This is a genomic window from Streptomyces sp. NPDC101166, assembly GCF_044768125.1.
Lineage (GTDB): Bacteria > Actinomycetota > Actinomycetes > Streptomycetales > Streptomycetaceae > Streptomyces.
The window spans coordinates 99,889-126,870 of the sequence record NZ_JBIWPF010000008.1 but is presented as its reverse complement, the minus strand read 5'-3'; the positions used below and the strand labels follow the sequence as shown (position 1 = coordinate 126,870).

20 protein-coding genes are annotated in these 26,982 nt (G+C 71.2%); 7 read left to right on the top strand and 13 right to left on the bottom strand.

Translation table 11 applies throughout. From position 1 onward, the window contains the following. Positions 1 to 16 precede the first annotated feature (16 nt). The 4 genes from ACIRS4_RS16520 to ACIRS4_RS16505 all read left to right on the top strand — a co-directional run bounded on the left by ACIRS4_RS16520 (position 17) and on the right by ACIRS4_RS16505 (position 5,023). Positions 17 to 3,355, top strand: coding sequence for a nitrate- and nitrite sensing domain-containing protein (locus ACIRS4_RS16520; protein WP_404195763.1), 3,339 nt, complete (start codon positions 17 to 19; stop codon positions 3,353 to 3,355). A gap of 10 nt (positions 3,356 to 3,365) precedes the next feature. Next, a complete protein-coding gene (locus ACIRS4_RS16515; RefSeq protein ID WP_007384910.1) occupies positions 3,366 to 3,779 on the top strand; it encodes a roadblock/LC7 domain-containing protein in 414 nt (137 codons plus the stop codon). Positions 3,780 to 3,876: 97 nt separating this feature from the next. Then, on the top strand, positions 3,877 to 4,461 hold the full coding sequence (locus ACIRS4_RS16510) for a DUF742 domain-containing protein (protein WP_358797523.1): 585 nt from the start codon (positions 3,877 to 3,879) through the stop codon (positions 4,459 to 4,461). Beyond that, entirely contained in the window at positions 4,442 to 5,023 is a 582-nt protein-coding gene (locus tag ACIRS4_RS16505; protein ID WP_026248371.1) for an ATP/GTP-binding protein, read from the top strand. Before ACIRS4_RS16510 ends, ACIRS4_RS16505 begins: the two co-directional genes overlap by 20 nt. A gap of 142 nt (positions 5,024 to 5,165) precedes the next feature. On the opposite strand, the gene ACIRS4_RS16500 is transcribed toward ACIRS4_RS16505, so the two are convergent. The 6 genes from ACIRS4_RS16500 to ACIRS4_RS16475 all read right to left on the bottom strand — a co-directional run bounded on the left by ACIRS4_RS16500 (position 5,166) and on the right by ACIRS4_RS16475 (position 13,114). Next, positions 5,166 to 5,360: an acyl-CoA carboxylase subunit epsilon gene (locus ACIRS4_RS16500; RefSeq protein ID WP_130443216.1), complete on the bottom strand. Its 195-nt coding sequence runs from the start codon at positions 5,358 to 5,360 to the stop codon at positions 5,166 to 5,168. Between the two features lie 57 nt (positions 5,361 to 5,417). Beyond that, positions 5,418 to 7,013 carry an acyl-CoA carboxylase subunit beta gene (locus tag ACIRS4_RS16495; protein ID WP_404195758.1) on the bottom strand — a complete coding sequence of 532 codons (1,596 nt, stop codon included), beginning with the start codon at positions 7,011 to 7,013 and terminating at the stop codon, positions 5,418 to 5,420. Positions 7,014 to 7,311: 298 nt separating this feature from the next. Then, on the bottom strand, positions 7,312 to 8,682 hold the full coding sequence (locus tag ACIRS4_RS16490) for a hypothetical protein (protein WP_404195755.1): 1,371 nt from the start codon (positions 8,680 to 8,682) through the stop codon (positions 7,312 to 7,314). A 28-nt stretch (positions 8,683 to 8,710) separates the two neighbouring features. Beyond that, complete coding sequence (gene cimA, locus ACIRS4_RS16485) at positions 8,711 to 10,354, bottom strand: citramalate synthase (RefSeq protein WP_404195752.1); 1,644 nt, start codon at positions 10,352 to 10,354, stop codon at positions 8,711 to 8,713. A gap of 376 nt (positions 10,355 to 10,730) precedes the next feature. Continuing rightward, positions 10,731 to 11,819, bottom strand: coding sequence for a branched-chain amino acid aminotransferase (locus ACIRS4_RS16480; protein WP_404195750.1), 1,089 nt, complete (start codon positions 11,817 to 11,819; stop codon positions 10,731 to 10,733). 251 nt (positions 11,820 to 12,070) lie between these two features. Then, positions 12,071 to 13,114: a 3-isopropylmalate dehydrogenase gene (locus ACIRS4_RS16475; protein ID WP_404195748.1), complete on the bottom strand. Its 1,044-nt coding sequence runs from the start codon at positions 13,112 to 13,114 to the stop codon at positions 12,071 to 12,073. Positions 13,115 to 13,245: 131 nt separating this feature from the next. On the opposite strand from ACIRS4_RS16475, the gene ACIRS4_RS16470 reads away from it, so the two are divergent. After that, a complete protein-coding gene (locus tag ACIRS4_RS16470) occupies positions 13,246 to 14,805 on the top strand; it encodes a purple acid phosphatase family protein (protein ID WP_404195745.1) in 1,560 nt (519 codons plus the stop codon). Between the two features lie 119 nt (positions 14,806 to 14,924). Here the strand turns inward: ACIRS4_RS16470 and ACIRS4_RS16465 are convergent, their stop codons facing one another. The 4 genes from ACIRS4_RS16465 to ACIRS4_RS16450 all read right to left on the bottom strand — a co-directional run bounded on the left by ACIRS4_RS16465 (position 14,925) and on the right by ACIRS4_RS16450 (position 18,111). Further along, entirely contained in the window at positions 14,925 to 15,056 is a 132-nt protein-coding gene (locus ACIRS4_RS16465; RefSeq protein WP_404195742.1) for a hypothetical protein, read from the bottom strand. A gap of 304 nt (positions 15,057 to 15,360) precedes the next feature. After that, the gene (gene pruA / locus ACIRS4_RS16460) at positions 15,361 to 17,001 is read right to left on the bottom strand and encodes an L-glutamate gamma-semialdehyde dehydrogenase (protein ID WP_404195739.1); all 1,641 of its coding nucleotides are present in this window, start codon (positions 16,999 to 17,001) and stop codon (positions 15,361 to 15,363) included. A gap of 50 nt (positions 17,002 to 17,051) precedes the next feature. Continuing rightward, on the bottom strand, positions 17,052 to 17,192 hold the full coding sequence (locus ACIRS4_RS16455) for a hypothetical protein (protein ID WP_404195736.1): 141 nt from the start codon (positions 17,190 to 17,192) through the stop codon (positions 17,052 to 17,054). Then, a complete protein-coding gene (locus tag ACIRS4_RS16450; RefSeq protein ID WP_404195733.1) occupies positions 17,185 to 18,111 on the bottom strand; it encodes a proline dehydrogenase family protein in 927 nt (308 codons plus the stop codon). The genes ACIRS4_RS16455 and ACIRS4_RS16450 overlap by 8 nt, the downstream gene beginning before the upstream one ends. A 162-nt stretch (positions 18,112 to 18,273) precedes the next feature. Here ACIRS4_RS16450 and ACIRS4_RS16445 point away from each other — a divergent pair, with 162 nt between their 5' ends. Beyond that, on the top strand, positions 18,274 to 19,503 hold the full coding sequence (locus ACIRS4_RS16445) for a PucR family transcriptional regulator (protein ID WP_404195731.1): 1,230 nt from the start codon (positions 18,274 to 18,276) through the stop codon (positions 19,501 to 19,503). A gap of 15 nt (positions 19,504 to 19,518) precedes the next feature. Here the strand turns inward: ACIRS4_RS16445 and ACIRS4_RS16440 are convergent, their stop codons facing one another. The 3 genes from ACIRS4_RS16440 to ACIRS4_RS16430 form a co-directional block, all read right to left on the bottom strand. Next, complete coding sequence (locus ACIRS4_RS16440; RefSeq protein WP_404195728.1) at positions 19,519 to 20,988, bottom strand: hypothetical protein; 1,470 nt, start codon at positions 20,986 to 20,988, stop codon at positions 19,519 to 19,521. 55 nt (positions 20,989 to 21,043) lie between these two features. Continuing rightward, complete coding sequence (locus ACIRS4_RS16435; RefSeq protein ID WP_404195725.1) at positions 21,044 to 24,799, bottom strand: ACP S-malonyltransferase; 3,756 nt, start codon at positions 24,797 to 24,799, stop codon at positions 21,044 to 21,046. Positions 24,800 to 25,127: 328 nt separating this feature from the next. Then, complete coding sequence (locus tag ACIRS4_RS16430; protein ID WP_404195722.1) at positions 25,128 to 26,333, bottom strand: MFS transporter; 1,206 nt, start codon at positions 26,331 to 26,333, stop codon at positions 25,128 to 25,130. 196 nt (positions 26,334 to 26,529) lie between these two features. Between ACIRS4_RS16430 and ACIRS4_RS16425 the strand changes: the two genes are divergently transcribed. Continuing rightward, entirely contained in the window at positions 26,530 to 26,904 is a 375-nt protein-coding gene (locus tag ACIRS4_RS16425; RefSeq protein ID WP_404195719.1) for an ArsR/SmtB family transcription factor, read from the top strand. The last annotated feature ends 78 nt before the right edge of the window (positions 26,905 to 26,982 follow it).

The following is a 26,982-nucleotide window of genomic DNA, read 5'->3' as shown; positions in this document are numbered from 1 at the left end:
AGAGGTTGTTGGTCGAGTGAGGCGAAGCAAGAAAAGTCCCGAGCCGGCGGCGCGGGGCAACTTCACCCCGCCGCCGCGCGGAGCGGCGACCGCCCCTGTGCCCGGCTCGGAGCCGACGGCCGCACCCGCCAAGAGCGGTGGTCGTCTCTCCCCGCGCAACTGGCGCGTGCCGACCCGGCTGAACGCCATCCTGCTCATACCCGTGCTGGTCGGGCTTGTCATGGGCGGCTTCCAGGTGAAGACGTCGATCGACACCTGGCAGGAGGCGCTCGACGCGGAGAAGACCGCCAAGATCGTGGCCGCCTCGGGTGAGTACGCCGAGGCCCTCCTCAACGAGCGGGACGTGTCGGCCGAGCCGCTCCTGCAGAACAAGAAGGACAGCGAGGTCGTCAAGAACGCCCGCGCCGTCACCGACGAGAAGGCCAGGGCCTTCCACGCCGAAGTCGTCGACATGCCGGACAAGCCGGGCCTGCAGCGCCGGCTGAAGCTGGTCGAGGAAGCCGAGCCGCAGCTCGCCAAGGTGCGCGCGGCCGCCTACACAGCGAAGACCGACCCGGTGCAGACCGAAGAGGGCTACGTCGCCGTCGAGCACCTGCTGATGGAGTTCTCCAACGAACTCGGTCTGGGCACCGGCAACATCACCGCTTACGGCCGCACGGTCTACGCCATCGCCCTGGCCAAGGGCGCCGAGTCGCTCCAGCGCTCGATCGGCATGCACCTGCTGGTGCGGCCGAGCCCCGAGGAGAAGACCTTCACCCGGCAGGTCACCGCGTTCACGTCGTACGCGTACCTGGAGCAGATCGCGCTCCAGGAGTACGTGTCCGGCGGCACCACGGCCGATGCCAACCGGCTGCAGCAGGTTCTGCAGCAGAAGCAGGCCGAGGGCCAGCAGTTGGCGGCCGACGCCAAGGCCAAGGCGGAGGCCGCGGGGCAGAACTACGTCCCCGCGCCTCCCATGAAGGACATGATCGGGGCCATCGGCAGTGGCCAGAAGCCCTCCGACCTCGCCGACAAGGGCATCACCGCCCAGGCGTGGATGGGGGCCGCCACGCTGAAGTTCCAGGCCTACAGCCAGGTCGAGAAGGAACTCATCGACCGCGCGGTGAGCGACGCCGGGAACATCGCCTCCGACGCCCGCCGTGACGCCATCATCAACGGCAGCATCGTCATCGTCGCCCTGCTCGCCGCCTTCATCATCGCCAGTCTCATGGCGCGGCAGATGAGCCAGTCGATGCGCCAGCTGCGCAACGCCGCCTTCGGGGTCGCCGAGCAGCGGCTGCCGATGCTGGTCGACCAGCTCTCCCGCACCGACCCCGGGCGCGTCGACACCAGGGTCGCCCCGATCCCGATCACCACCACCGACGAGATCGGCGAAGTCGCCCGCGCCTTCGACCAGGTCCACCGTGAGGCCGTCCGGCTCGCCGCCGAACAGGCCCTGCTGCGGGGCAACATCAACGCGATCTTCACCAACCTGTCGCGCCGCAACCAGTCCCTGATCGAGGGCCAGCTGACCCTGATCACCGACCTGGAGAACAACGAGGCCGACCCGGACCAGCTGGAGAACCTCTTCCGTCTGGACCACCTGGCGACCCGTATGCGGCGCAACGGCGAGAACCTCCTCGTCCTCGCCGGCGAGGAGCCCGGCCGCCGCTGGGACCAGCCGGTCCCGCTGGTCGACGTGCTGCGCGCCGCCTCCTCCGAGGTGGAGCAGTACGAGCGCATCGAGCTGTCCGGCGTCCCGGAGGCCGAGATCCACGGCCGTGCCGTGACCGACCTCGTGCACCTGCTCGCCGAGCTGCTGGAGAACGCGACGACGTTCTCCTCCCCGCAGACCAAGGTCCGCGTCACCGCGACCCGTCTGCCCGACGGCCGTGTGATGATCGAGATCCACGACAAGGGCATCGGCCTGACCGCCGAGGACTTCGCGGACATCAACCACAAGCTGGCCAACCCGCCGACCGTCGACGCCGCGATATCCCAGCGCATGGGCCTGTTCGTGGTCGGCCGGCTGTCCGACCGGCACGGCATCCGGGTCCAGCTGCGTCCCTCGGGCGAGCAGGCCGGCACCACCTCGCTGGTCATGCTGCCGGACGCGATCACTCACGGCGGCGGCGGCGAGCAGCCCGCCGAGCGCGACGAGTTCACCGTCTCGCAGATCATCCCGGAGCAGAACTTCGGCGCCGAGGACTTCAACAACGGCCTGCCGATGCGCACCGCCGCCGAACTCGGCTTCGACGACAACGCCTACCCCGAGGTCCCCGACGACCTGCGCGATCTGGACCCCGTGGGTCGTTCGCTGATGCGCGAGGAGCGCCGGGCGGCCCTGGAGTCCCAGCCGCACGAAGAGCAGCAGCAGCCGCAGTCGCAGTCGCAGCGTGCCCCCGAGTCGCCCGCCTACGGCGAGAACTTCGGCCGGCCGCAGCAGCAGTCCTACGACGCCCCCCAGAACGGCTTCGCCGGTGCGCAGGGCGGCTACGACGCCGGCGCCAACGGAGCCACGGGGTACGCTGAGCAGCCCTCGGCCTACGACCAGCAGACGCCGTACGGCGAGCAGCAGCTCCCGGCGTACGAGGACCCGTACCTCACGTCGAACGGTCAGGCGCCCCAGGGCGACACCTTCTCGGCGGGCGACGGCTTCTCCGCCGGCGGCGGTGCGCCGCACAACGGCGGCTACGCGCAGAACAGCGGCTACCCGGACCCCGCGTACGCGGAGCCGGCCCAGGACGAGCGTTCCGCGGGCCGTGCGGATGCCGCAGACGGCTACGGGTCCTACGAAGAGCCGTCCTACCAGGACGACTGGCCGCAGCAGAGCGGTTACCGCAACGGCTACCCGGACCAGTACGCTCCGGAAGCGGAATCCGCGCAGGTCGCTGACGCAGGTGAGCAGGACCGCGTAGGCTTCGACCGTCCGGGTCCGGCCGCCTCCTCCGCTCACACGATGACCGACGCCGGGCTGCCCCGCCGCGGACCCACCGCGGCGGCGAGCGGTTCGAACGGCTCACGCCCCGTGAACCAGGAAGCGCCGGCCACCACTTCGGAGGGCAACGGCGGGGGCGGCGACGACAGCTGGCGTTCGGCGAACGACGCGCGCTGGCAGCAGGCCGCCTCGCTCCGGAAGCCCAAGGCGGGCGGGGTCACCTCCTCCGGTCTGCCGCGACGGGTACCCAAGGCCAATCTGGTCGAGGGCACCGCCGAGAGCACCCCTCAGGGAGGCCCCCAGGTCTCCCGCGCCCCGGAGGACGTCCGAGGCAGGCTCAGCAACCTGCGTCGCGGCGTCCAGCGCGGACGCAACGCAGGCAGTGAAACGAACGGCCAGGGCTTCGGTCCTGACAGCACCTACAACCAGGAGCGTTAGTGTGAGCCCGATGAGCCAGGCGGCACAGAACCTGAACTGGTTGATCACCAACTTCGTGGACAACACCCCGGGGGTGTCCCACACGGTGGTGGTCTCCGCCGACGGACTCCTTCTGGCGATGTCCGAAGGCTTCCCCCGCGACCGCGCCGACCAGCTCGCGGCCGTCGCATCCGGTCTGACGTCCCTGACGGCAGGCGCCTCGCGGATCTTCGAGGGCGGCGCTGTGAACCAGACGGTTGTGGAGATGGAGCGGGGATTCCTCTTCATCATGTCCGTATCCGACGGTTCCTCGCTCGCGGTTCTCGCGCACCCGGAGGCGGACATCGGCCTCATCGGGTACGAGATGGCCCTCCTGGTGGACCGTGCCGGTTCGGTCCTGACGCCCGACCTTCGTGCGGAGCTCCAAGGGAGCCTTCTCAACTAACAGACGGACGGTGCGTTTTGGCGTCCCGAGGCCGTAGGGTCTTGGGACGCGGCTTCCACATGAACGGGTGCCAGGCACAGTCGGAGGAGGAGAGAAAGTGGCAACACCCCCAGGCGGTTCACATTCGGGCAACTGGTCTTACGGCCCTGCCCAGGGTCAAGGCGACGGTTCCCAGAACCCGAACCGTTACAACTTCCCCTCCGCCCCGAGCCAGCAGCGGCCGTACACGCCCCAGGGTCCGCAGGGTCCCGGGCCGTCCCCGTACGACCAGCCGCACTCGCCTCGCATCCAGCCCGTGCAGCCGCAGCGCCGTCCCGAGCCGGCGCCCGCCGGGGCGTCGAACAATCCCCTGGTGCGCCCGTACGCCATGACCGGCGGCCGGACGCGCCCGCGCTACCAGCTCGCCATCGAGGCGCTGGTGCACACCACTGCGCAGCCGCACCAGATGCAGGGCCAGCTGCCCGAGCATCAGCGGATCTGCAATCTGTGCCGTGAGATCAAGTCGGTGGCCGAGATCTCGGCCCTCCTGACCATCCCTCTCGGCGTGGCCAGGATCCTCGTCGCCGACTTGGCGGAGGCGGGACTGGTCGCCATCCATCAGCCCGGCGGCGACGAGAGCGCCGGCGGCCAGCCAGACGTGACACTGCTCGAAAGGGTGCTCAGTGGACTTCGCAAGCTCTAGCGGCGGTCCTTCCCGCTCCACCACCTCAGCGAAGATCGTGGTGGCGGGTGGCTTCGGCGTGGGCAAGACCACGTTCGTCGGGGCCGTCTCGGAGATCAACCCGCTGCGTACCGAGGCCGTCATGACGTCTGCTTCGGCAGGCATCGACGACCTCACCCACACCGGAGACAAGACCACCACGACGGTGGCGATGGACTTCGGCCGTATCACCCTGGACCAGGACCTGATCCTGTACCTCTTCGGTACGCCCGGCCAGGACCGCTTCTGGTTCATGTGGGACGACCTGGTACGCGGCGCCATCGGCGCGATCGTGCTCGTGGACACCCGCCGTCTCGCCGACTGCTTCCCCGCGGTCGACTACTTCGAGAACTCGGGTCTGCCGTTCGTGATCGCCCTCAACGGCTTCGACGGCAATCAGCCGTACAACCCGGACGAGGTGCGCGAGGCGCTGCAGATCGGTCCGGACACGCCGATCATCACGACGGACGCGCGGCACCGCGCCGACGCCAAGTCCGCGCTGATCACTCTCGTGGAGCACGCGTTGATGGCTCGCCTCCGGTAGGACGACTCCTCCCGCCGCCGCGGCGCGCAGCCACGGCGGCGGGTACCGGCGGCGCCGATCCGGCCGCCCCGCCCGCACGAAGAAGGGCCCCTCCTCGACGGAGGGGCCCTTCTCGGCGTACAGGCGGCTGAAGCGCCGCAGGCTACCGCCAGCTGTGGGGGGCGCGGAAGCCGTTCTCGCGTTCCAGGCGGCGCCAGCCGGCCCGGGGGCGGCCGCGGTGGGTCGGGGTGGGCTCGGAGGTCCGGGCGGCGGCGCGGGCCAGGAGGATCGCCGTGATGGCGGCGACTTCCTCGGGCTCGGCGTGGCCCTTCTCGACGCGGATGTCAGGCGGGTTCATGAAAGTGAGTCTCCGTGGAAGAGGTTTCCGCTGTGGTGTCGCGGAGCGTCCGCTGGGTTACTGCGGGGGGTTGCCGTGCTTGCGCGAGGGCAGGTCGGCGTGCTTGGACTGGAGCATCGCCAGCGACCGGATGAGCACCTCGCGGGTCTCGGCGGGGTCGACGACGTCGTCGACGAGGCCGCGCTCGGCCGCGTAGTACGGGTGCATCAGCTCGGACTTGTACTCCTTGACCATGCGGGCCCGCATGGCCTCGGGGTCCTCGGCGTCGGCGATCTGACGGCGGAAGATGACGTTGGCGGCGCCCTCGGCTCCCATGACCGCGATCTCGTTGGTGGGCCAGGCGAAGGTGAGGTCGGCGCCGATGGACTGGCTGTCCATCACGATGTAGGCGCCTCCGTACGCCTTGCGCAGGATCAGGGAGATCCGGGGCACGGTCGCGTTGCAGTAGGCGTAGAGCAGCTTCGCGCCGTGGCGGATGATTCCACCGTGCTCCTGGTCGACGCCGGGCAGGAAGCCGGGTACGTCCAGAAGAGTGATGATCGGAATGTTGAAGGCGTCGCACATCTGTACGAAACGGGCCGCCTTCTCGCTGGCCTCGATGTCGAGGACACCGGCGAGGGTCTGCGGCTGGTTGGCGACGATGCCGACGACCTGGCCGTCGAATCGGGCCAGCGCGCAGATGATGTTGCGCGCCCAGCGCTCGTGGACCTCCAGGTACTCGCCGTCGTCGACGAGCTCCTCGATGACCTTGGCCATGTCGTACGGGCGGTTGCCGTCCGCCGGGACCAGGTCGAGCAGGGCCTCGCCGCGCCGCTCGGCGGGGTCGGGGCACTCGACGCGGGGCGGGTTCTCGCGGTTGTTCTGCGGGAGGAGCGAGAGGAGGTAGCGGACCTCCGCGATGCAGGTCTCCTCGTCGTCGTACGCGAAGTGGCAGACGCCGGAGGTCTCCGCGTGGACGTCGGCGCCGCCGAGGCCGTTCTGCGTGATCTCCTCGCCGGTGACCGCCTTGACGACGTCCGGGCCGGTGATGAACATCTGCGAGGTGTCGCGGACCATGAACACGAAGTCCGTGAGGGCGGGGCTGTAGGCCGCGCCGCCCGCGCACGGGCCGAGCATCACGCTGATCTGCGGGATGACGCCGGAGGCCTTGGTGTTGCGCTGGAAGATGCCGCCGTAGCCGGCGAGCGCGGAGACGCCCTCCTGGATACGGGCGCCGGCGCCGTCGTTGAGGGAGACCAGGGGCGCGCCGGCCGCGATGGCCATGTCCATGATCTTGTGGATCTTCGTGGCGTGCGCCTCGCCCAGCGCGCCGCCGAAGATGCGGAAGTCATGGGCGTAGACGAAGACCGTGCGGCCCTCGACCGTGCCCCAGCCGGTGATGACGCCGTCGGTGTACGGCTTCTTCGCCTCCAGGCCGAACCCGGTCGCCCGGTGCCGGCGCAGCTGCTCGACCTCCTGGAAGGAGCCCGGGTCCAGGAGCAGTTCGATGCGCTCCCGGGCGGTCAGCTTGCCCTTGGCGTGCTGCGCCGCCGTCGCCTTCTCGCCCGGCCCGGCCAGGGCCTGCGCACGGATCTCGTGCAGCTCGGCCACGCGCCCGCGCGCGTCCGTGGGCTCGGCGGTCGGCTCACCCGTCGTCTCTTCCAAAACGGTCATGTAGCGACCTTACGAAGAGCACCAAGGAAAGGGAGACGTCGACTCCGTACAGTCTCCGACCCGTTTTCCTGGTGCCCCTGAACAGAACCGGGGCGGCTTGCAGGCGTTCGGACTGCTCAGAGGGCCGGGCGGTTGTAGAGGTCGCACAAAGCCGGACCGTGAGACTCCCTTCACACCCACCGGCGCGTCGGCTGACCCGTCGGAGTGACCGCGCCGGGCCGGGGGGCATGGCCGGGGAGTGTACGCGGCCGGATCGGCTCCCCTGTGCGGCGGGGCGGACGGGGAGCGGCCACCGGTCTCAGAAGCCTCCGCCGAAGTCCCCGCCGCCCCCGAAGTCTCCGCCGCCGCCGAAGTCTCCGCCGCCGAAGCCGCCGAAGTCGCCGGGGTCGAAGTCCGCGCCGGAGACGTCGCCGCCTTCGTAGCCGCCGCCGAAGTCGCCGTACCCGGCGCCGTAGTCGGCCGCGTAGGAGGGGGTGGCCATCATGCTGCCGAGCAGGGTGCCGACCAGCAGGCCGGGCAGGATGCCGCCGCCGAAGTAGCCGCCCGCCCAGGGACCGTAGGCCGGGCCTGCCTCCCAGTAGGGGCGGCGGCCCCAGTCGGTGTCGACCTCGCGGATCACCGGGTCGCGGCCGTCGGCCAGCCGGGTGCCGTCCGCCGCGCAGACCGGGACCTCGCGCGGGGCCCCACCCGGCGGCGTCCAGGTCGCGTCGGCGACCGAGGGGCCGTGCCGCGGGTCGAAGAAGCAGGGCGGGCGGCGCTCGGGCAGCGGCCGGCCGGAGCGGCGGGCGGCGAGGACGGCCAGGGAGAACCGGCCGTCCTCCAGAGCCTCGGTGACGGCCCGCACGTCCTCCGGTGCGGTCGCCGACGCCATGGCCCCCTTGGCCCGGTCGTAGGCGTCGAGGGCGCTGCCGTAGTCGGCGCGCATCGCGTCGTCGGCGTCCGGGACGCCCGGCTGGAAGTCGAGACGGTCGAGCTCCTCGCCGAAGGCGGTGATGTCCTCGTCGACGACGACCCTCAGCCGGTCGAGGGCGGCCCGCCGCTCCTGCGCGTGACGCTTGCGGTTGCGCCGGACGAGGGAGTACGCGCCCGCGCCGCCCGCCAGCAGGACCGCGCCCGCGGTGATCAGCGCGGTGGTGGAGACCGCGCCGCCCCCGGAGGAGGGGCTCCAGCTCGCGGGGGCCGAGCCGCCCATGTTGGCCAGCGCGCGACCGGTGAAGTCGTCCAGCTGGTCGCGGGCGCCGGTCACGTCACGGACGCTCATGACGAGGTTGCGCACGGCGGTGTTCGGCAGCACCGAGGAGTCGGCGCGGGCGTCGAAGCGATCGCCGAGACGAACGGCGTACAGGCCGGTCACGCCGGTGGCGGTGCGCAGGTCGGTGAAGAGGTTCGCGGTCGGGTAGCCGGCCGGCAGGACCGCGACGAACACCGGCTTTCCGGCGTCCTCGATCTTCTTCTGCAGCGCGTGCGCGTCGGCCGGGGAGAGCTGGTCGGAGGCCTCCGGGTCGACGTACACCGGGCTCGCGCGGAGCGCCTCGGCGATCGTCGACACGCTGGTGACGGTGGGGGCGGCGGACGTGCGCGGGGCGCCCGCCGCCAGGAGGGCCAGGGCGGCGAGCGCCAGCGCGATCAGCAGTCCGGCGAAGCCTCGGGTCGATCGTGCGACCTTCATACTTCGACGCTACCCGAACCGCATCCAATTAGGACATACGAACGATGTCCCCGTCGGTGGCGGGCTCCGCCGGCTCGACCCCCGCCCGCAACAGGCCGTACGTGTACGCGTCCTCCAGCGCCTGCCAGGAAGCGGCGATGACGTTCTCGGCGACGCCCACGGTGGACCACTCCCCCGTCCCGTCCGAGGTGGAGATCAGGACGCGGGTCGTGGACTGGGTGCCGTGGACGCCTTCCAGGATGCGCACCTTGTAGTCGACGAGGTCGAGCTGGGCGAGCTGGGGGTAGATCTTCTCCAGGCCCACCCGCAGCGAGCGGTCGAGCGCGTTGACCGGGCCGTTGCCCTCCGCGGTGGCGACGATGCGCTCGCCCTTGGCCCACAGCTTGACCGTGGCCTCGTTGGCGTGGGTGCCGTCGGGGCGGTCCTCGACGATGGCGCGCCAGGACTCGACGGCGAAGTACTTCAGCGGCCGGCCCTCGATCTCGGCGCGCAGCAGGAGCTCGAAGGAGGCGTCGGCCGCCTCGTAGGTGTAGCCCTGGAGTTCGCGTTCCTTGACCCGCTCGACCACTCGGCCGACGAGTTCCCGGTCGTCGCCGAGGTCGACGCCGAGTTCCTTGCCCTTGAGCTCGATCGAGGCGCGGCCCGCCATGTCGGAGACCAGCATCCGCATGGTGTTGCCGACCAGTTCGGGGTCGATGTGCTGGTACAGATCCGGGTCGACCTTGATCGCGGAGGCGTGCAGGCCGGCCTTGTGGGCGAACGCGGAGACGCCCACGTACGGCTGATGCGTGGAGGGCGTGAGGTTGACGACCTCGGCGATGGCGTGCGAGATGCGGGTCGTCTCGCGCAGCCGGCCCTCGGGCAGCACCTTCTTGCCGTACTTCAGCTCCAGCGCGGCGACGACGGGGAAGAGGTTGGCGTTGCCGACCCGTTCGCCGTACCCGTTCGCCGTGCACTGGACATGGGTCGCGCCCGCGTCCACCGCGGCGAGCGTGTTGGCCACCGCGCAGCCGGTGTCGTCCTGGGCGTGGATGCCGAGGCGGGCGCCGGTGTCGGCGAGGACGGTGGAGACGACGGCCTGGATCTGCGCGGGGAGCATGCCGCCGTTGGTGTCGCACAGGATGACGACGTCGGCGCCGGCCTCGGAGGCCGTCCGCACGACCGCCTTGGCGTACGTCGCGTTGGCGCGGTAGCCGTCGAAGAAGTGCTCGCAGTCGACGAAGACCCGGCGGCCCTGCTCGCGGAGGAAGGAGACGGTGTCGCGGACCATCTCCAGGTTCTCCTCGAGCGTGGTGCGCAGGGCGAGTTCCACATGGCGGTCGTGAGACTTGGCGACCAGGGTGATGACCTCGGCGCCCGAATCCAGGAGCGCCTTGACCTGCGGGTCCTCGGACGCCTTGCCCCCGGCGCGGCGGGTCGCGCCGAAGGCGACGAGCCGGGCGCTGCGGAAGTCGATCTCCTGCCGGGCACGGGCGAAGAATTCGGTGTCACGCGGGTTGGCGCCGGGCCAGCCGCCCTCGATGAAGCCGACGCCGAAGTCGTCCAGGTGCCGTGCGATCGCGAGCTTGTCGGCGACGGTGAGGTTGATGCCCTCGCGCTGGGCGCCGTCGCGCAGGGTGGTGTCGAAGACGTGGAACGAGTCGTCGAGCTCGCTGGTTGCCGTCTCGGTCATGGTCTCAAGGCTCCTGTTGTGGATCTTCGGTCTTACCGGAATGACCGGCTCCACCGTCCCCCCAGGGGGTCCCTCGCACCTCGCTCCCGGCTGAAGGTGGGCCGGGAAAGCGAAAGACCTCTCGCGGGTGCGAGAGGTCTGCGCGCGGGTCGAGGACGACGATGGCCACCCGTACCTGGTCGTACGTGGCGGTCACTGCGGACCGGCGCGCCTGCTGCCAATAATCGTGGCGAACGAGAGCACGGGGGAAGTCTGGCACAAGCCTCCCCCGCGCTCACCGAGCGTCTCAGGATGCGGTCGTCCGACGGACAGCTGCCGGACAGCGCGCTCCCGGCGGCACCGGATCAGGTCCCCGGGAGCGCCGTCCGGCGAGCGACTAGCCCAGTTCGTGCATCCAGCCGTGCTTGTCCTCGGCCGTTCCGCGCTGGATGTCGAGCAGCGCGGAGCGCAGCTTCATGGTGACCTCGCCGGGGCGTCCGTCGGACTGCTTCCACTCGACGCCGGTGCGCTTGACGGTGCCGACGGGGGTGATGACCGCGGCCGTGCCGCAGGCGAAGACCTCGGTCAGCTCGCCGCTCTCGGAGTCGCGCTGCCACTGCTCGACGGAGACGCGGCCCTCCTCGGCCCGGTAGCCGAGGTCGCGGGCGACGGACAGCAGGCTGTCGCGGGTGACGCCTTCGAGGATGGAGCCGGTCAGGGACGGCGTGACGATCCGGTCGCCGTAGACGAAGTAGAGGTTCATGCCGCCGAGCTCCTCCACCCAGGTGCGCTCGACCGCGTCGAGGTAGCAGACCTGGGCGCAGCCGTGGGCCGCCGCCTCGGCCTGGGCGAGCAGGGAGGCGGCGTAGTTGCCGCCCGTCTTGGCGTCGCCCATGCCGCCGGGGACGGCCCGGACGTAGTCCTCGGAGACCCAGATGGAGACGGGCTCGACGCCGCCCGGGAAGTAGGCGCCGGCCGGGGAGGCGATGACGATGAAGAGGTACTCGTTGGCGGGCTTGACGCCCAGGCCGACCTCGGTGGCGATCATGAAGGGGCGCAGGTAGAGGGAGTCCTCGCCGCCGTGCGCGGGCACCCAGTCCTTGTCCTGGGCCACCAGTGCGTCGCACGCCGCGACGAAGGTCTCGACCGGCAGCTCGGGCATGGCGAGGCGGCGGGCGGAGCGCTGGAAGCGCTTGGCGTTCTGGTCGGGGCGGAAGGTGGCGACCGAGCCGTCGGGGCGGCGGTAGGCCTTGAGGCCCTCGAAGATCTCCTGGGCGTAGTGCAGGACGTTGGTGGCCGGGTCGAGGGGGATCGGCGCGTACGGAACGAGCTGGCCGTCGTGCCAGCCGCGGCCCTCGGTCCACTTGATCGTCACCATGTGGTCGGTGAAGTGGCGGCCGAAGCCGGGGTTCGCCAGAACCGCCTCGCGCTCGGCGGCGGCGAGCGGGTGCGCGGAGGGCTTGAGCTCGATCGTGGGCGTCGTCATGAGTGGGTGTCCTTCACCGGTTGTAGTGACGGGCCGCGCTCACGCCCCGCACGGCCGGTGGCCAGTGCTAGGACGTCCGAGCATTCCCTCATTCCGCGGCTCCGCGTTCGATTGTCTCAAGCGGGGTGCCACGGAAGAAAACGGCGTGAATGCGGCCCGGGGATGATGGTGTCACCCGGCGGCGGACATGCGGAAGCCGCCGGGGCGCGGAGGCGACCCGGCGGCTGCGTGCAAGCTGCGTGCGGCCCGGGTCAGCCGGCTACGCGCACGGCGAGCGCGTCGCCGATCTCGGAGGTGGAGCGGGCGGGCTTGCCGGTGCGCTCGGCGAGGTCGGCCGAGACGGCGTCCTCGATGCGGCCGGCCTCGGCGTCGTAGCCGAGGTGGCGCAGGAGGAGCGCGACGGACAGGACCGTGGCGGTGGGGTCGGCCTTGCCCTGGCCTGCGATGTCCGGTGCGGAGCCGTGGACCGGCTCGAACATGGACGGGAACTCGCCGGACGGGTTGATGTTCCCGGAGGCGGCCACGCCGATGCCGCCGGAGACGGCCGCGGCGAGGTCGGTGATGATGTCGCCGAAGAGGTTGTCGGTGACGATGACGTCGAAGCGCTCGGGCTGGGTGACCAGGTAGATGGTCGCCGCGTCGACGTGCATGTACTCGGTGGTGACCTCGGGGAACTCCTCGGCGACCTTGTTGAAGACGTTCGTCCACAGATGGCCGGCGAAGGTCAGCACGTTGTTCTTGTGGATCAGTGCGAGCTTCTTGCGCGGACGGGCCTGCGCGCGGGCGAAGGCGTCGCGGACCACGCGCTCGACTCCGAAGGCCGTGTTGACGGACACCTCGGTGGCGACCTCGTGCTCGGTGCCCTTGCGGATCGTGCCGCCGTTGCCGGTGTAGGGGCCCTCGGTGCCCTCGCGGACGACGACGAAGTCGATCTGCGGCTCTCCGGCGAGCGGCGTGGCGACGCCCGGGAGCAGCTTCGACGGACGCAGGTTGACGTGGTGGTCGAAGGCGAAGCGGAGCTTGAGCAGGAAGCCGCGCTCCAGGACGCCGGAGGGGACGCTCGGGTCGCCGATCGCGCCGAGCAGGATCACGTCGTGCCGCTTGAGGGCGTCGAGGTCGGCGTCGGTGAGGGTCTCACCGGTGGCGTGGTAGCGCTGGGCGCCGAAGTCGTACTCCTGGGTCTCCAGCTTCACATCCTGCGGGAGGACGGCGGAGAGGACCTTGAGGCCTTCGGCCACGACTTCCTGGCCGATGCCGTCACCGGGGATCACTGCGAGATCGATGCTGCGAGACATGCGGGCACCCTACTCCTCGTCCCATGGGATGACACGGATCGTCCGGCATGCGGACAGTCGGTGTGCGTGACCCGGGCCCGGATTCCCTCGTTCGCCGGACGGCTGTCGGGGCGTACGGGGAGGGTGGGGCCATGGAGACACCGGACGTCGGCATTCCGCCCCGGCTCGCGGAGCGGATGAGCATGGCGGAGCAGTACGAGTACCTGTGGAGCGCACACCGGCGGGCGAGGCCGTCGCGCCGCCGGGCGCTGGCGGGCGCCGGGGCCGTGGCGGGCGGGCTGCTCACCGGATGCTCGCCGGCCGCGCCCGCGCCGCGGCCGGGGGCCGGGGAGGTCGCGGGCGGCGCCGTGGTCCCCTTCGGCCGCCATCTCTCCTTCGGCGCCGATCCGCGCACCCGGATGCGGGTCTCCTGGCAGGTGCCGGCGGCGGTGCGCCGCCCGTTCGTACGCCTCGGCGCCCGCCCCGACGCGCTGGGCGCGAAGGCCGAGGCCGAGGTGCGCCCGCTGTACACGCCCGGAGTTCAGGGGGTGCGCCCGGCCGTGGAGCAGTACTACGTGCACGCGGCCCTGGACGATCTGCTGCCGGGCACGACGTACTACTACGGCGTCGGCCACGACGGTTTCGACCCGGCCGCCCCGGAGCACCGCGCCTCGATCGCCTCCTTCCGTACGGCGCCGGCCCGACCGGAGCGGTTCGTCTTCACCGCCTTCGGCGACCAGGGCGTCGGCCGGGGCCCTGCCGCGGTCAACCGGCTGCTGGCCCGGGAGCGGCCCGCGTTCCATCTGCACGCCGGCGACATCTGCTACGCGGACGGCGCCGGGCAGGGTGCGAGGTCGGACGGCTACGACCCCTTGGTGTGGGACGCGTTCTGGCGGCAGAGCGAGCCGGTGGCCCGCTCGACGCCGTGGCTGGCGACCACCGGCAACCACGACATGGAGGCCTGGTACTCACCCGACGGCTACGGCGGCCTCCTCGCCCGCTTCTCCCTCCCCGACAGCGGCTTCGCCCCGCGCACGACGCCGGGCGCGTACTCCTTCGTCTACGGCAACGTGGGCGTGGTGGCGCTGGACGCGAACGACGTGTCGTACGAGATCCCCGCGAACCTGGGGCGGACGGGAGGCCGGCAGACGGCCTGGTTGCGGCGGACGCTGCGCGCGCTGCGGGCGGCGGACGAGGTGGACTTCGTCGTCGTCTTCTTCCACCACTGCGTCCACTCCACCTCGACGCACGCCTCCGACGGCGGGGTGCGCGACGCGTGGCTGCCGCTGTTCGAGGAGCACCGGGTGGACCTGGTGATCAACGGTCACAACCATGTGTACGAACGGACGGACGCCGTGAGGGACGGCGGCGTGGGCCGGCCTGTGCCGGTCGGCGGCTCGGCCGATCCCGCGCGGGACGGGACCGTGTACGTGACGGCGGGCGGCGGCGGCCGGGCGCTGTACGGGTTCCAGGCGGGCGTGGCGGAGAGCTACGAGGGGCACGTCACCCGCCACCGGGAGATCGACAGCTTCCGGTGGACCCGGTCCGGGGAACGGGCGGCGGAGACGGTGCAGTGGTCGCGGGTGCGCTACCGCGGCTTCTCGTTCCTCGTGGTGGAGGCGGTCGCGGGTGCGTCGCCGCGGCTGACGGTGTCGGCGCGCGCCGCGGACGGCGCGCGGATCGACCGGTTCGAGGTGCGGCGCGGAGTCTAGTGCCGCAGGCACCAGGTCCCGTTCGGGCTCCGCGCCGCACCTCGACGGGCGCGGCTCCCGGGGTGCGGCTCCCGGCGGGCGGCTCCCGGTTCAGGAGGGCCGGACGGGCGAAGGGATCGTCAGTGGCCCGTCTCGCCGCCGTTGTCGCGGCGGTCGAGGGCGCGCTGGAGGGCGGCGGTGGCGTTCTTGCGGTCGGACTCGCTCGTGCGGGAGACGCGGCGGACTCGGCGGCGGACGGTCGTCTCGGCCATGGGGAATCGACTCCTTCTCACAGGACAGGGAGCACGGAAGGGGGTACGAGACGCCGGATGGGCGGGGAGCGCCGGCCGCAGGGGTTGCCTGCACGGGGCCTGGCTCACGACCGCCATTCGCTGGATCGAGCGAGACGTTCGGCTCCTACAAAGCTAAGCGAGGAGCGCGCGCCTGTCTCCACAATTACTCGGACTTCCTACTATCTGAGACGGCGAGCCGCGGACCGCCCGGAAACAGCCCCCGCACACGCCGACGGGCCGGCCCGGGGACGCCTTTCCCCGGGCCGGCCCGTCCGACGGGACGTCAGCCCATGTGCGGGTAGGTGTAGTCGGTCGGCGCGACCAGCGTCTCCTTGATGGCGCGGGTCAGGGTCCAGCGCGTCAGGTTCTGCGGGGCGCCGGCCTTGTCGTTGGTGCCGGAGGCGCGGCCGCCGCCGAAGGGCTGCTGGCCGACGACGGCGCCGGTGGACTTGTCGTTGATGTAGAAGTTGCCGGCCGCGTAGCGCAGCTTCTCCATCGTGTGCGCGGCGGCGGCGCGGTCGCCGGAGATGACCGAGCCGGTCAGGGCGTAGTCGGAGGCCGACTCCATCTGGGTCAGCATCTCGTCGTACTTCTCGGGCGAGCTGTCGTCGTACACGTGCACGGCGAGGATCGGGCCGAAGTACTCGGTGGTGAACACCTCGTTGTCCGGGTCGGTGCACTCGATGACGGTCGGGCGGACGAACCAGCCGACCGAGTCGTCGTAGCTGCCGCCGGCGACGATCCGGCAGGACGGGTCGTCCTGGGCGCGGTCGATGGCGGCCTTGTTCTTGGCGAAGGCGCGCTCGTCGATGACGGCGCCGACGAAGTGCGAGAGGTCGGTGACGTCGCCCATGGCGATGTGGTCGACCTCGGCGGCGAACTCCTCACGGAAGCCGTCGTTCCAGATGGATGCCGGGATGTAGGCGCGGGAGGTCGCCGAGCACTTCTGGCCCTGGTACTCGAACGCGCCGCGGGTCAGCGCGGTCTTCAGGACGGCGCGGTCGGCGCTCGGGTGGGCGACGACGAAGTCCTTGCCGCCGGTCTCGCCGACCAGTCGCGGGTAGGAGCGGTACTTCTCGATGTTGGCGCCGACCGTCTTCCACAGGTACTGGAACGTCTTGGTCGAGCCCGTGAAGTGGATGCCGGCGAGGTCGCGGTGGTTGAGGGCGACCTCGGAGACCTCGATGCCGTCGCCGGTGACGAGGTTGATGACGCCCTTGGGCAGGCCCGCCTCCTCCAGCAGCCGCATCAGCAGCACGGCGGCGTGGGTCTGCGTCGGGGACGGCTTCCACACGACGACGTTGCCCATGAGCGCCGGGGCGGTGGGCAGGTTGCCCGCGATGGCCGTGAAGTTGAACGGCGTGATCGCGTAGACGAAGCCCTCCAGCGGGCGGTGGTCCAGACGGTTCCACACGCCCGGAGAGTTGGCCGGGGGCTGCTCGGCCAGGATCTGGCGGGCGTAGTGGACGTTGAAGCGCCAGAAGTCGACGAGTTCGCAGGGGGTGTCGATCTCGGCCTGCTGGGCGGTCTTGGACTGGCCGAGCATGGTGGAGGCGGCGAGGGTCTCGCGCCAGGGGCCGGCCAGCAGCTCGGCGGCGCGCAGGATGATCGCGGCGCGGTCGTCGAAGGACATCGCGCGCCAGGCGGGCGCGGCGGCGAGGGCCGCGTCGACGGCGTCCTGCGCGTCCTGCCTGGTCGCGTTGCGGTAGGTGCCGAGGACGGCCTTGTGGTTGTGCGGCTGCACCACCTGGAAGGCGTCGCCGCCGCCCATCCGCTTCTCGCCGCCGATGGTGCACGGCAGGTCGACCGGGTTCTCGGCCAGCTCCTTGAGCTTGACCTCCAGCCGGGCCCGCTCGGGCGAGCCGGGGGCGTAGCCGTTCACCGGCTCGTTGACGGGGGTGGGGACCTGGGTCACAGCGTCCATGGGTTCCGTAACTCCTTACTGAGCGGTGTTGCGAGCGGGGTGGTGCGGGGTCAGCCCTTGGTGACCATGCTGCGGGCGAAGAAGCACAGGTTCGCCGGCTTCTCCGCGAGGCGGCGCATGCCGTGCCTTCCCGGGGGACGACCCCCGGACCCCCAGCAGAGGCTGCGGCACAGCCTCGTCGGGTCAGCCATGGCTGATCATGCTCCGCGCGAAGAAACGCAGGTTCGCCGGCTTCTCCGCGAGGCGGCGCATGAAGTAGCCGTACCAGTCGGTGCCGTAGGCGGTGTAAACCCGCATGCGGTGGCCCTCGGCGGCGAGCCGGAGGTGTTCCTCGCCCCGGATGCCGTACAGCATCTGGAACTCGTACTCGTCGAGCTTGCGGCCGGCGCACCGGGCCAGTTCCTGGGCGATGGAGATCAGGCGCGGGTCGTGCGACCCGATCATCGGGTACCCCTCGCCCTCCATCAGCGTGCGCAGCACGCGGACGTACGCCTTGTCGATCTCGTGCTTGTCCTGGTGGGCGACCTCGGCGGGCTCCTTGTACGCGCCCTTCACCAGACGGACGCGGCTGCCGCTGCCGGCGAGGCGGCGGGCGTCGGCCTCGGTGCGGAAGAGGTAGGCCTGGATGACGCAGCCGGTCTGCGGGAAGTCCTTCCGCAGCTCCTCGTGGATGGCGAACATCGAGTCGAGGGTGGTGTGGTCCTCGGCGTCGAGGGTGACGGTGGTGCCGATGGCGGCGGCGGCCTCGACGACCGGGCGGACGTTGGCGAGCGCCAGCTCGTGGCCGCCGGGGAGCGCCTGGCCGAACATCGACAGCTTCACGGACGTCTCGACGCGCTCGCCGAGCTCCAGCGCGGCCAGCCTGCCGATCAGCTCCAGGTAGGCGTCCCGGGCCGCGGCGGCCTGCTCGGGCGTGGTGATGTCCTCGCCGACGACGTCCATCGTCAGCTCCAGGCCGCGGGCGGTGAGCTCCTCGATGATCGGGAGCACGTCGTCAACGGTCTCGCCCGGGATGAAGCGGTCGACGACCTGCTTGGTCACCGGGGCGGCCGAGATCAGGCGACGCATCCGGTCGCTGCGCGACGCGGCGAGAATCACGGGACCCAGCACGGGGCACCTCCACATACCAACCCACACGAGGCCGTTCCCGACGATCCGGGACGGCACGGAGAACCACCGTGAAACCTAAGGATCCCTCCGATCGTCGGCCATCGACAGCTGTCACGCATCCGTGCCGCAGATCTCAGACAGATGTATGAAGGGTTTCCCGGGATGCGGGAGAATGGCGTGGTGAGCGGGGACTTCCGGGAATTCAGAGGCGACTACCAGGAACTGGTCGACGAGCTGTCGGAGCTGCTGGGCGCGCCGGCGACGCTGGAGAACCGCGACTTCGAGCTGATCGCCTTCGGCGCGTACGACAGCGACGACGAGCTCGACGCCGCCGCCCTGGATCCGGTGCGCACCCGCTCGATCCTGACCCGGCGCTCCACGGCTGCGGTCCGGGCGTGGTTCGAGGGGTTCGGCATCACCCGGGCGGCCGGCCCGGTCCGTATCCCGCCCACCCCGGAGGCCGGCGTCCACCGGGGCCGGGTGTGTCTCCCGGTGCGGCACCGGGGCGTCGTCCTCGGTTACGTCTGGCTGCTGGAGGGCGATCCCGGCCCCTCGGACGACCAGCTGGCCGCCGCGATGCGGGTGACCGCCCGGATCGGCGCGCTGCTCGCCGACGAGGCCCGGCACGGCGCGGGTCTCACCCGCGAGCTGCGGGCGGTGCTGACCGCCGAGCGGGGCTGGGAGCGGGACATGGCGGTGGCCGAGCTGCGCACCGCGCTCGGCTCGCGCGCGGACGGCCCGCACACGGTGGTGTGCGTGGCCCCCTGGCCGTCCGCCGACCCCGCCGAGGCCCCCTCCCTGCGCACGCTCGCCGGCGCGGAGGCCCTGTGCACAGTTCCGTGGGGTACGGCGGAGCAGTGCCTCGCGGTCCTGGTCCGCCTCCGCTCGGCGTCCGCGTCGACGCCGGCGACCGTGGTCGCGGGGCGGTTGCTGGAGCGGGCGACCGGCGGGGACGCGGGTGCGGCGAAGGCGGCCGGGGCACGTGTGGCAGCCGGCGTCGCCGACGGGCGGGCGGGCCTCGCGGAGCTGGGCACGGCGTGGCGGGAGGCCTCGGCGTCGGCGCGGGCGGTGCTCGCCGAGCCGCGGCTGGGGCCGGTCGCGGAGTGGGCGGCCGTCGGGCCGTACCGTCTGCTGACCGCGCTGCCCCCGGAGGCCGTCCACGACCGGGCCGTCCAGGTCCTGCTGACCCCCGCGCACCGCGAGCTGGCCCACACCGCCGAGACGTATCTGGACTGCGCGGGCCAGGCCGGCCGCACGGCGGCGGAGCTGGGCGTCCACCGCCAGACGTTGTACTACAGGCTGTCCCGGGTCGAGCAGCTGACCGGCCTCGACCTCGACGACGGCGAGGACCGGCTGCTGCTGCACATGGCGCTCAAGGCGCGCCGGCTGTGAGACCCGGGCGGGGCCTCAGGCGCCGCGGAACGCGAAGTCCGCGAACAGCGGCGTCTCACCCCGCCGCGGTCCGCGCTGGCGCAGGGCGTAGCTGACGAGGGCGTGGTTCAGCATGTACAGCCGGTGCTCCTCGCGGCCGCCGTCGGAGAGCCGGTCGACGACCCAGGCGACGGGCGTGGACCCGCCGTAGGCGTCCCGGGGTTCGAAGAGCAGGTGCGCGGCGCCCACCTCGCCGAGCACGTTCAGCGTGTAGGCGAACGGATAGGGCCTGTTGACGCGGTCGTCGTCCGTCCTGTCCAGGTCGGGGAAGCAGTCGGCCAGCCGTTCCAGCGTCCGGGGGCCGATCAGGTCCATGCGGCCGGTGACCATGGCGGTCTGGATGATGTACGCGTACGCGATGCCGTTGAGGAAGTAGTTCGCCCCGGGATCGATGTGCGCCCACTGGCCGACGACGTCCTCGACGAGGGCGTCCAGGTGCGGCGCCCGCTCGTCGAGCCGGCCGAGGTTGTGCAGGGCCATGAGGTGGTAGAGGCCCATATGGGTGCGTTCGACGGGGGTGATGCGGCCCATCAGCTCCTCGGCCTCGGCGAGCCGGTCGCGGCCGTGGGACAGATAGTGCTCCGCCCGGCCGCTCAGGGCGACGGCGTTGAGCATCGTGAGCAGCGGGTAGACGCGGGAGAAGCTCTTCGACATGGGCTGGGGGAACGCCGGGGGCAGGTTCAGCTCGTCGGCGTGGTCCAGGTGGTCGAGGACCTCCTCGACGAAGTCGCGGCCCTCGCCGTTGACGTACCGCCCGTGTCCGAGCAGGAAGAGGACCGACAGCAGCATGGAGCCGCCGCGTCCGCGGAAGAACGGCGCGGGGATCTTCTCCAGCAGGCCCAGCGCCTCCCGGACGCGGTTGCGCTCGTTGGTCACCAGCCTTTCCCGCAGGCCGAGCTGGCCGAGCGCGAGGAAGACGGCGGAGCAGGCGGACAGCTTCTCGTAGTGGCCGTGACGGCCGGCGTTCTCGTCCTTGATCCGGTCGGGTTCGATGGTGTCGACGAGAGCGAGGATCTCCGCGGGGAAGTCCCGGCCGGCGCCGACGAGCAGGGTCCGGTCCAGTCCCAGTTTGGCGACGGCGTCCATGAGGATGCAGCCGGCCATGACCGCGAAGTACGGGTTCTTTTCAGCGCGGACGGCGTCCAGGACCGGGGCGAGGCGTCGTTCGAGCTCGGTGCGGCTCAGGTCCCGGCCGGGGCGGGTGACGTCCAGGACCAGGTCGGCCAGGAGCCGGGAGAACCGGGTGTAGGGGTCGTCGACCCCCTTGGCGGCGAGCAGGGAGAAGGTGTGCCGGATCCGGGCGGCGGCCTCGGGGTCGTAGGGGGTCGGGTACTGGCCGAGACCGGTGCCGCGCACCATGCGGCTCCAGGGGGTGGCGATCACTCGGGTCTCGTGGGACAGGCCGTGCAGGCCGTCCACCGGGACCCTGAACAGGGCGGTGGTCATCGTGGGGACCCTTCTGCGGGGTGTCAGGTGGCGGGGTGATGCCAGGGACGGGCTCTCAGGCGTCCAGGTGGGGCAGCCGCGGCACGGCGAGGCCGAGGAACTCGGTCCTGGTCCCCTCCAGCATCTGGAGGGCCCAGTTGAGCCACTTGACGCCCTCGCAGTAGATGGCGACCGGACGGCGCTGTGTCTGGTAGGTGTCCACGAGGGTGCCGTCCAGTTCCTTCTGGAAGTGGAAGGGCGGCATGGCCGTGAAGTGCTGGCCCATCATGAACACGAACCGGACGAGCCAGAAGGGGTCGTCGCGCAGGTAGGGCGAGTCGGGGTCGTCGAGGCCGAGGGCGGCCGTCATGACCGGCGCGAAGTGGTCCTCCATGCCCTGGGGGTCCTGGGGGTCGACGGCGCCGCCGCCGGCCACGACGTCCCGCACCCGATAGGCCCGCTGGTAGGGGTTGCCCTCCAGGAAGGCGATGTCGACGCGGGGCGTCCTGCCCTCGCCGACGTCGACGTTCAGGGTGAACTGCTCGAAGTGGATCTCGTCGTAGTGGCCGATGGAGTTGTGCCAGGGCTTGTTGTCGTACATGGCGTCGTCGCGGGTGTCCTTGCCGTCGCTGCGGAAGCCGATGGCCCGCGGGTCGAGGAACCTGATCCCCAGCGAGGCGGGGGTGATGGCCGCCAGCGCCGCGTCGACCTCGCCCCGGGTGGCGCCGGCCTCGATCAGCCGCTGGGCGTGCCGCAGCGGTTCGGTGTGGGTGATCTTGATGTTCTCGGTGTTGGTGTCGCCCATGACGAGCGAGTGGTAGGCCGGTTCGAGGACGTCGGCGTAGGCGGGGTTCTGCCGGAACCGGCGCAGCAGGGCCGAGGAGTTGAGGTAGGGGACGCCGTCGACGACGATCCGTTCGGTGTCGAGGAGGTGTGCGCCGAAGGTGCGCGGCGCCGTGCGCCGGCACAGCGCGAGGCGGTCCTCGATCTTGCGGAAGTAGGAGATGTCCAGCGTGCCGCCCGGCGCGGGGGCCCGGCCCACGCTGTGCACGTCCTCGTTCAGGACGCGGATGATCTGCTCGTAGAGCCGGGCCACCACGGCGGGTGGCGGGGTGTGCTTCTCGACGTACCGGCTGACCTCGTCCCCCGCGATGTAGCTCATCTCGTAGATGACCTCGCGGTCGACGGCGCGCTCGCCGCGCCGCGGACCGGACGGTACGGGCACCTCACGTTCCAGGACGGAGTGGACCTCGGGGAAGTAGTCGCGCACCGGCGCGGGCAGGGCCTGGAGGTACTCGGCCTGCTTGCGGGCCTTCGCGAACGGCGGCAGCATCACGCCGTCGCCGTCCGGGTTCCACCGCGCGGTCGTGAGCGCCTCGCTGAGGATCTTCCGGACGGTGATGTGCTCCTCGCCGGTCTTGCGTACGAAGACGGTCAGGGACTCGCTGCCGCCCTGGCCGAAGCTGACGAGCGACTCGTCGATGTCGATGTAGGCGTGGATGGTGCTGGTCAGGACGCGGCGGCTGCGGGCGTTGGCGAGGACGCGGCCGTTCTCCTCCGTCAGGGCGAGGACGCGGGAGTACTCGAACGCGTCGAGCGCGGGGTTGAGGCGCTTCTTCCAGGCCTCGGCCGGCTGCACGACGGGCACGACGTGCGTGGCGTACGGTCCGGTGTCGACGTCGGTCGTCTCCAGCCGTGAGCCCAGGGCGATGATCTGGCAGTTGCCGTTCAGGTGGATGCGGCGCACCGGGGCGTCCAGGGCGCCGTCCCGGAGCACGGCGCGGGTGGCGTCCTCCAGGTCCTTGCGGGACTGGATCGGCACACCCTCGGGTGAGACCAGGGGGATGCGGGCCTCGGCGATGCCGGTGAGGACCCGTTCGGCGTCGTGCGCCGAGTGCCCCGCGCTCAGAGTGACGGCGTCGGCGAGGGAGAGCGCGCCGGAGACGGCCAGGGCGGTCAGCCAGCCCGGGACGTCGCTGCCCTCGAGGTAGTGGTCGCTCTGCGCCAACAGGGCGGGCCGGTGCTGGGCGAGGGTGTGGAACAGCAGGTACTGGTGGACGACGCGGTCACCGGCCGGGGTCAGGGCCTCGCCGTCCTGCAGGATGTGGAGCAGCCGGTCGTGGATCTCGCGGGCGGTCGGCTGGGTGTCCAGCAGCAGCCGGGTCAGGCGGGCGGGCTCCGCGTCGCCGGGCTCCCCCGGGTCGGCCGGTGCGCCGAAGTGGAAGACGACGACCTCGGGGCGGCTGGTGTGGAGCGTCCTGGTCCGGACGCCGCCGGTCGGGTCGAGCACGCTGAGCTCCACGTAGGCCTTGCCCAGCAGTGCGGAGTCCCCGGCGGTGATCCTCTTCTTCAGCCGTGCCCGGGTGACCAGCTCCCCCCGCTCGACGTCGATGTGCTCGCGGTGGTCGCGGGTGTGCTGGAAGATCTCCAGGAACCGGTAGAAGGAGGGCGCCCCCTCCCGGTCGGGGCGCAGCATCTCCGCGGTGATGACCCGCCCCAGGGTGCGGGAGAGGTAGTCGTCGCTGAAGTCGTCCTCGGCGGCGAGGCGGAACAGCTCCCGCAGCAGGTGGTGGTCCGCGTCCGTCAGCGGCTCCCCCGTGCTGTACAAGGTCTCCAGACGGGGCATCAGGGAGCCCACGAGGTTCACGGCGCGCAGGAGCACGGCGGTGTCCTGGTGGCTGCCGGTGTAGGCCATGGCGGGGGCGGCGACGCCGTTGTCCTTCAGCAGCCGGAGCGACTTCGCGCCCAGTCCGAGTTCCAGGACGATGTCGGCGTCGAGGCCGCCCAGCGTTTCGCAGGTGTCCTGGGACGCCATGACCTGGTCCGTCATGGCCAGGACGCCCTCGCGGACGGCGGACGCGGTGGTCAGCAGGGACATGTCGTGGTTGGACACCACGGGGACGCGGGGGTCGTGGAAACGGATCCGGTGGGTGCCGAGGAAGCGTTCCAGGGCCTCGCGGGCGGGCCGCATCCGCGCCGAGTGCGCGAGGAACACGGTCGGTTCCTTCAGGTCCCGGGCGGTCGCACCGGGGACGCCGGCGAGGAACCTGTCGAATGCGGCTCTGGCGCCGGCGCGGACGTACAGGTTGGCCTGGGTCGGCGCGTACGTCTTGTGCAGTTCGACGTCGGTGAGGGGGAACGCCTCGCGCAGGGCGTCCAGGAGCGACCCCAGGCCGTCCGGGGTGCGCGTCCTCAGCCCGACCACGTGGTGCGGTTCGGTCACCAGGGGTGTGCGCCGGACGGATGTGTCCAGGTAGGAGGCGATGCCCCGGGCGAAGGCCTCGTCGGTGCTGCGGGCGCCGGCGGCCTGGAGCATCAGCGGGGTGAAGGCCTGGGCGATCTTCACTCCGTCGGTGACGGAGAGGGCGCCGCCGGCCACCGCGGCCGTCAGGACGCCGAAGCTCTCGCCGGTGTAGGCGACGAAGCTGACCGGGGTGCCGTTCCTGGCGATGCGGTCGCGGAGATAGGCGTCCAGCGCCAGGCTGTGCACGAGCAGGGCCGCCCCGATGAAGCCCTGCCGCTCCATCTTGCCCTCCGGCAGGCGCTCCGGGTCCAGGGTGAGGAGGTCGGGACGCCCGGGGAAGCCGAGGGCGCGGGCGGCGTCGCGGTAGACGCCGGTGACCTCGGGGACGCCGGAGTCGAGCAGGAGCCGGCCGAGGTCCCGGTAGAAGGCCCGGCTGCCCAGACCGGGGAAGAAACCGGCCAGGCGTATGCGGTCCTCGGTGCTGAGGACGTCCTCGAGGGGGGCGGGGCGCGTGAGTGACGCCGCCTCGGCGTGGGCGGGAGACGGGGCGTGGGCGGGAGACGGGGCTTCGGAAAGAGAGCGGGACACAGGCTTCGCCTCTCGGTTTCTCTGGGCGGTTACGTCGCGCTCGCCGTTGGGCGCGGAGAATTCGTATTCCGAATACGAGGGAATTCTTTCCGCCCACCCTCACCCGTTTCAACGCACACCGGTACAGGGTTCTCCAGGTCTCCGCAGGGCCGTGCAAGGAAATGTCAAAATATGTCAAAGATGCTGGTCAGGGCCATACCCAAGAGGGCAGCGATAAAGCACGGAAAACCGGTGCCGAGAATCCTGTGATTCTCGGCACCGGTTTTCCGTGCTTTATCGCCGGTATCGCTGTCCGGCCCTGGTGACGCCGCTTGCAGGGCGGTGCTCTTTACCGGGCGCCCGCCTCGACCGCTTCCACTCGCGACGCGGCACTCGCGGCCGAGGTCCGCGGGGCGGTGGATCCACCGAGGGAGCCCGCCGCGACGACGACGAGTCCGGCGAGGGCGAGCCCGGCGCCGACCCACAGCGGGGAGACGAAGCCGTACCCGGCGGCGAGGGCCAGTCCGCCGAGCCAGGCGCCGAGCGCGTTGCCCACGTTGAAGGCGGCGATATTGGCCCCGGACGCCATGGTGGGCGCGTCGTCCGCGTACTTCATGGTGCGCACCTGCAGACCCGGCGCCGAGGCGAGCCCGATGGTGCCCATCAGCAGCAGCGAGACGAGAGTGGCGATCTTGCTCTCGGCGGTCAGGGCGAACACACCCATGACGACGGCGAGGACGGCCATGATGCCGATGAGCGCGGCGTTGAGAGAGCGGTCCGCGGCCTTGCCCCCGACGAAGTTGCCGATGAAGGTGCCGGCGCCGAACAGCACGAGCAGCCACGGCACGGTGCCGGTGGCGAACCCGCTGACCTCGGTGAGGGTGAAGGCGATGTAGGTGTAGCCGCCGATGACGCCGCCGAAGGCCAGGACGCTGAGCGCGATGGAGACCCACACCTGGCCCCGCCGGAAGACGGCGAGTTCGGCACGCAGGTTCGTCTGAGCGGACGACGTCGTCGCGGGCACCAGGGCCTGGATGCCGGCCAGGGCGACGACGCCGATGACCGTGATGGCCCAGAAGGTGGAGCGCCAGCCGAGCTGCTGGCCGAGGAAGGTGCCGAGCGGCACACCGAGCACGTTGGCCGCGGTGAGGCCGCCGAACATGAGCGCGATGGCACCGCCCTTCTTGTTCTCCGCCACCATGTCGGAGGCGACGACGGCGCCGACGCTGAAGAAGGCCCCGTGGCACAGAGCCGCGACGATCCGGCCGACCATCAGCAGCTCGTAGGTGGGAGCGACCGCGGAGATCAGGTTGCCGGCGATGAACAGCGTCATCAGGCCCACCAGGACCTTCTTGCGGTCGAAGCGGCTGATGGCCGCGGTCAGCCCGAGGGCGCCGACGGCGACGCTGAGCGCGTAGCCGGAGACCAGGTAGCCGGCGACCGCCTCGGACACGTTGAAGTCGTCTGCCACCTCGGGCAGCAGTCCTACGATCCCGAACTCGGTGAGGCCGATTCCGAAGCCCCCGAGTGCCAGGGCGATGAGCCCGATAGGCATGTGAAAAACCTTCCGTTGCAGCGGCGTGCGGTCCCGGACCGCGCCTGTGCCTGTGGGACGCTGACGCATCGAAGTATCGCAGAACATCGATGCGTTGTGTCAAGTGGCCTTACGTGACCGGCGACTTACGCGTGCGTAACGCATCGATTATTATCGATGCATCCATAGTCGAATCCGCGCCAGCACCGGAAGGCCCATGACGACTCACGACACGCCTGCGGCGGGCGACGTCTCGCCGCTGCTCGAACCCCTCAAGGCGCTCGCCAACCCCGTGCGGCTGCAAGTGCTCCAGTGGCTGCGCGAGCCGGAGGAGCACTTCCCCGTCGATCCCGCCGTCACCGACCCGCGCGCGGTCGGTGTCTGCGTCAGCCACATCCAGGCCAAGACGGGACTCGCGCAGTCCACCGTCTCCGCCTACATGGCCGTACTCGAACGCGCCGGCCTGGTGCGCTCCACGCGCGTCGGGAAGTGGACCCACTACCGACGCGACGAGGAGCGCATCACCCGGCTCGTCGAGGAACTCCGCCTCGGGATCGGCGACCTGAACCCGGCGGAGCTCCTTCACTCCTGAATCCGCTCCCCTGACGGCGGCACACGGACCCGGGTCACCACCGTGACCCGGGTCCGTCCGCTGCCCCGGACCCGGTCC

Coding starts and splice junctions, on each gene's coding strand:
- ACIRS4_RS16515 (WP_007384910.1), top strand. CDS start 3,366: ATGAGCCAGGCGGCACAGAACCTGAACTGGTTGATCACCAACTTCGTG.
- ACIRS4_RS16500 (WP_130443216.1), bottom strand. CDS start 5,360: ATGAACCCGCCTGACATCCGCGTCGAGAAGGGCCACGCCGAGCCCGAG.
- ACIRS4_RS16495 (WP_404195758.1), bottom strand. CDS start 7,013: ATGACCGTTTTGGAAGAGACGACGGGTGAGCCGACCGCCGAGCCCACG.
- ACIRS4_RS16490 (WP_404195755.1), bottom strand. CDS start 8,682: ATGAAGGTCGCACGATCGACCCGAGGCTTCGCCGGACTGCTGATCGCG.
- cimA (WP_404195752.1), bottom strand. CDS start 10,354: ATGACCGAGACGGCAACCAGCGAGCTCGACGACTCGTTCCACGTCTTC.
- ACIRS4_RS16480 (WP_404195750.1), bottom strand. CDS start 11,819: ATGACGACGCCCACGATCGAGCTCAAGCCCTCCGCGCACCCGCTCGCC.
- ACIRS4_RS16475 (WP_404195748.1), bottom strand. CDS start 13,114: ATGTCTCGCAGCATCGATCTCGCAGTGATCCCCGGTGACGGCATCGGC.
- ACIRS4_RS16470 (WP_404195745.1), top strand. CDS start 13,246: ATGGAGACACCGGACGTCGGCATTCCGCCCCGGCTCGCGGAGCGGATG.
- ACIRS4_RS16465 (WP_404195742.1), bottom strand. CDS start 15,056: ATGGCCGAGACGACCGTCCGCCGCCGAGTCCGCCGCGTCTCCCGCACG.
- pruA (WP_404195739.1), bottom strand. CDS start 17,001: ATGGACGCTGTGACCCAGGTCCCCACCCCCGTCAACGAGCCGGTGAAC.
- ACIRS4_RS16455 (WP_404195736.1), bottom strand. CDS start 17,192: ATGGCTGACCCGACGAGGCTGTGCCGCAGCCTCTGCTGGGGGTCCGGG.
- ACIRS4_RS16445 (WP_404195731.1), top strand. CDS start 18,274: ATGCGGGAGAATGGCGTGGTGAGCGGGGACTTCCGGGAATTCAGAGGC.
- ACIRS4_RS16440 (WP_404195728.1), bottom strand. CDS start 20,988: ATGACCACCGCCCTGTTCAGGGTCCCGGTGGACGGCCTGCACGGCCTG.
- ACIRS4_RS16430 (WP_404195722.1), bottom strand. CDS start 26,333: ATGCCTATCGGGCTCATCGCCCTGGCACTCGGGGGCTTCGGAATCGGC.
- ACIRS4_RS16425 (WP_404195719.1), top strand. CDS start 26,530: ATGACGACTCACGACACGCCTGCGGCGGGCGACGTCTCGCCGCTGCTC.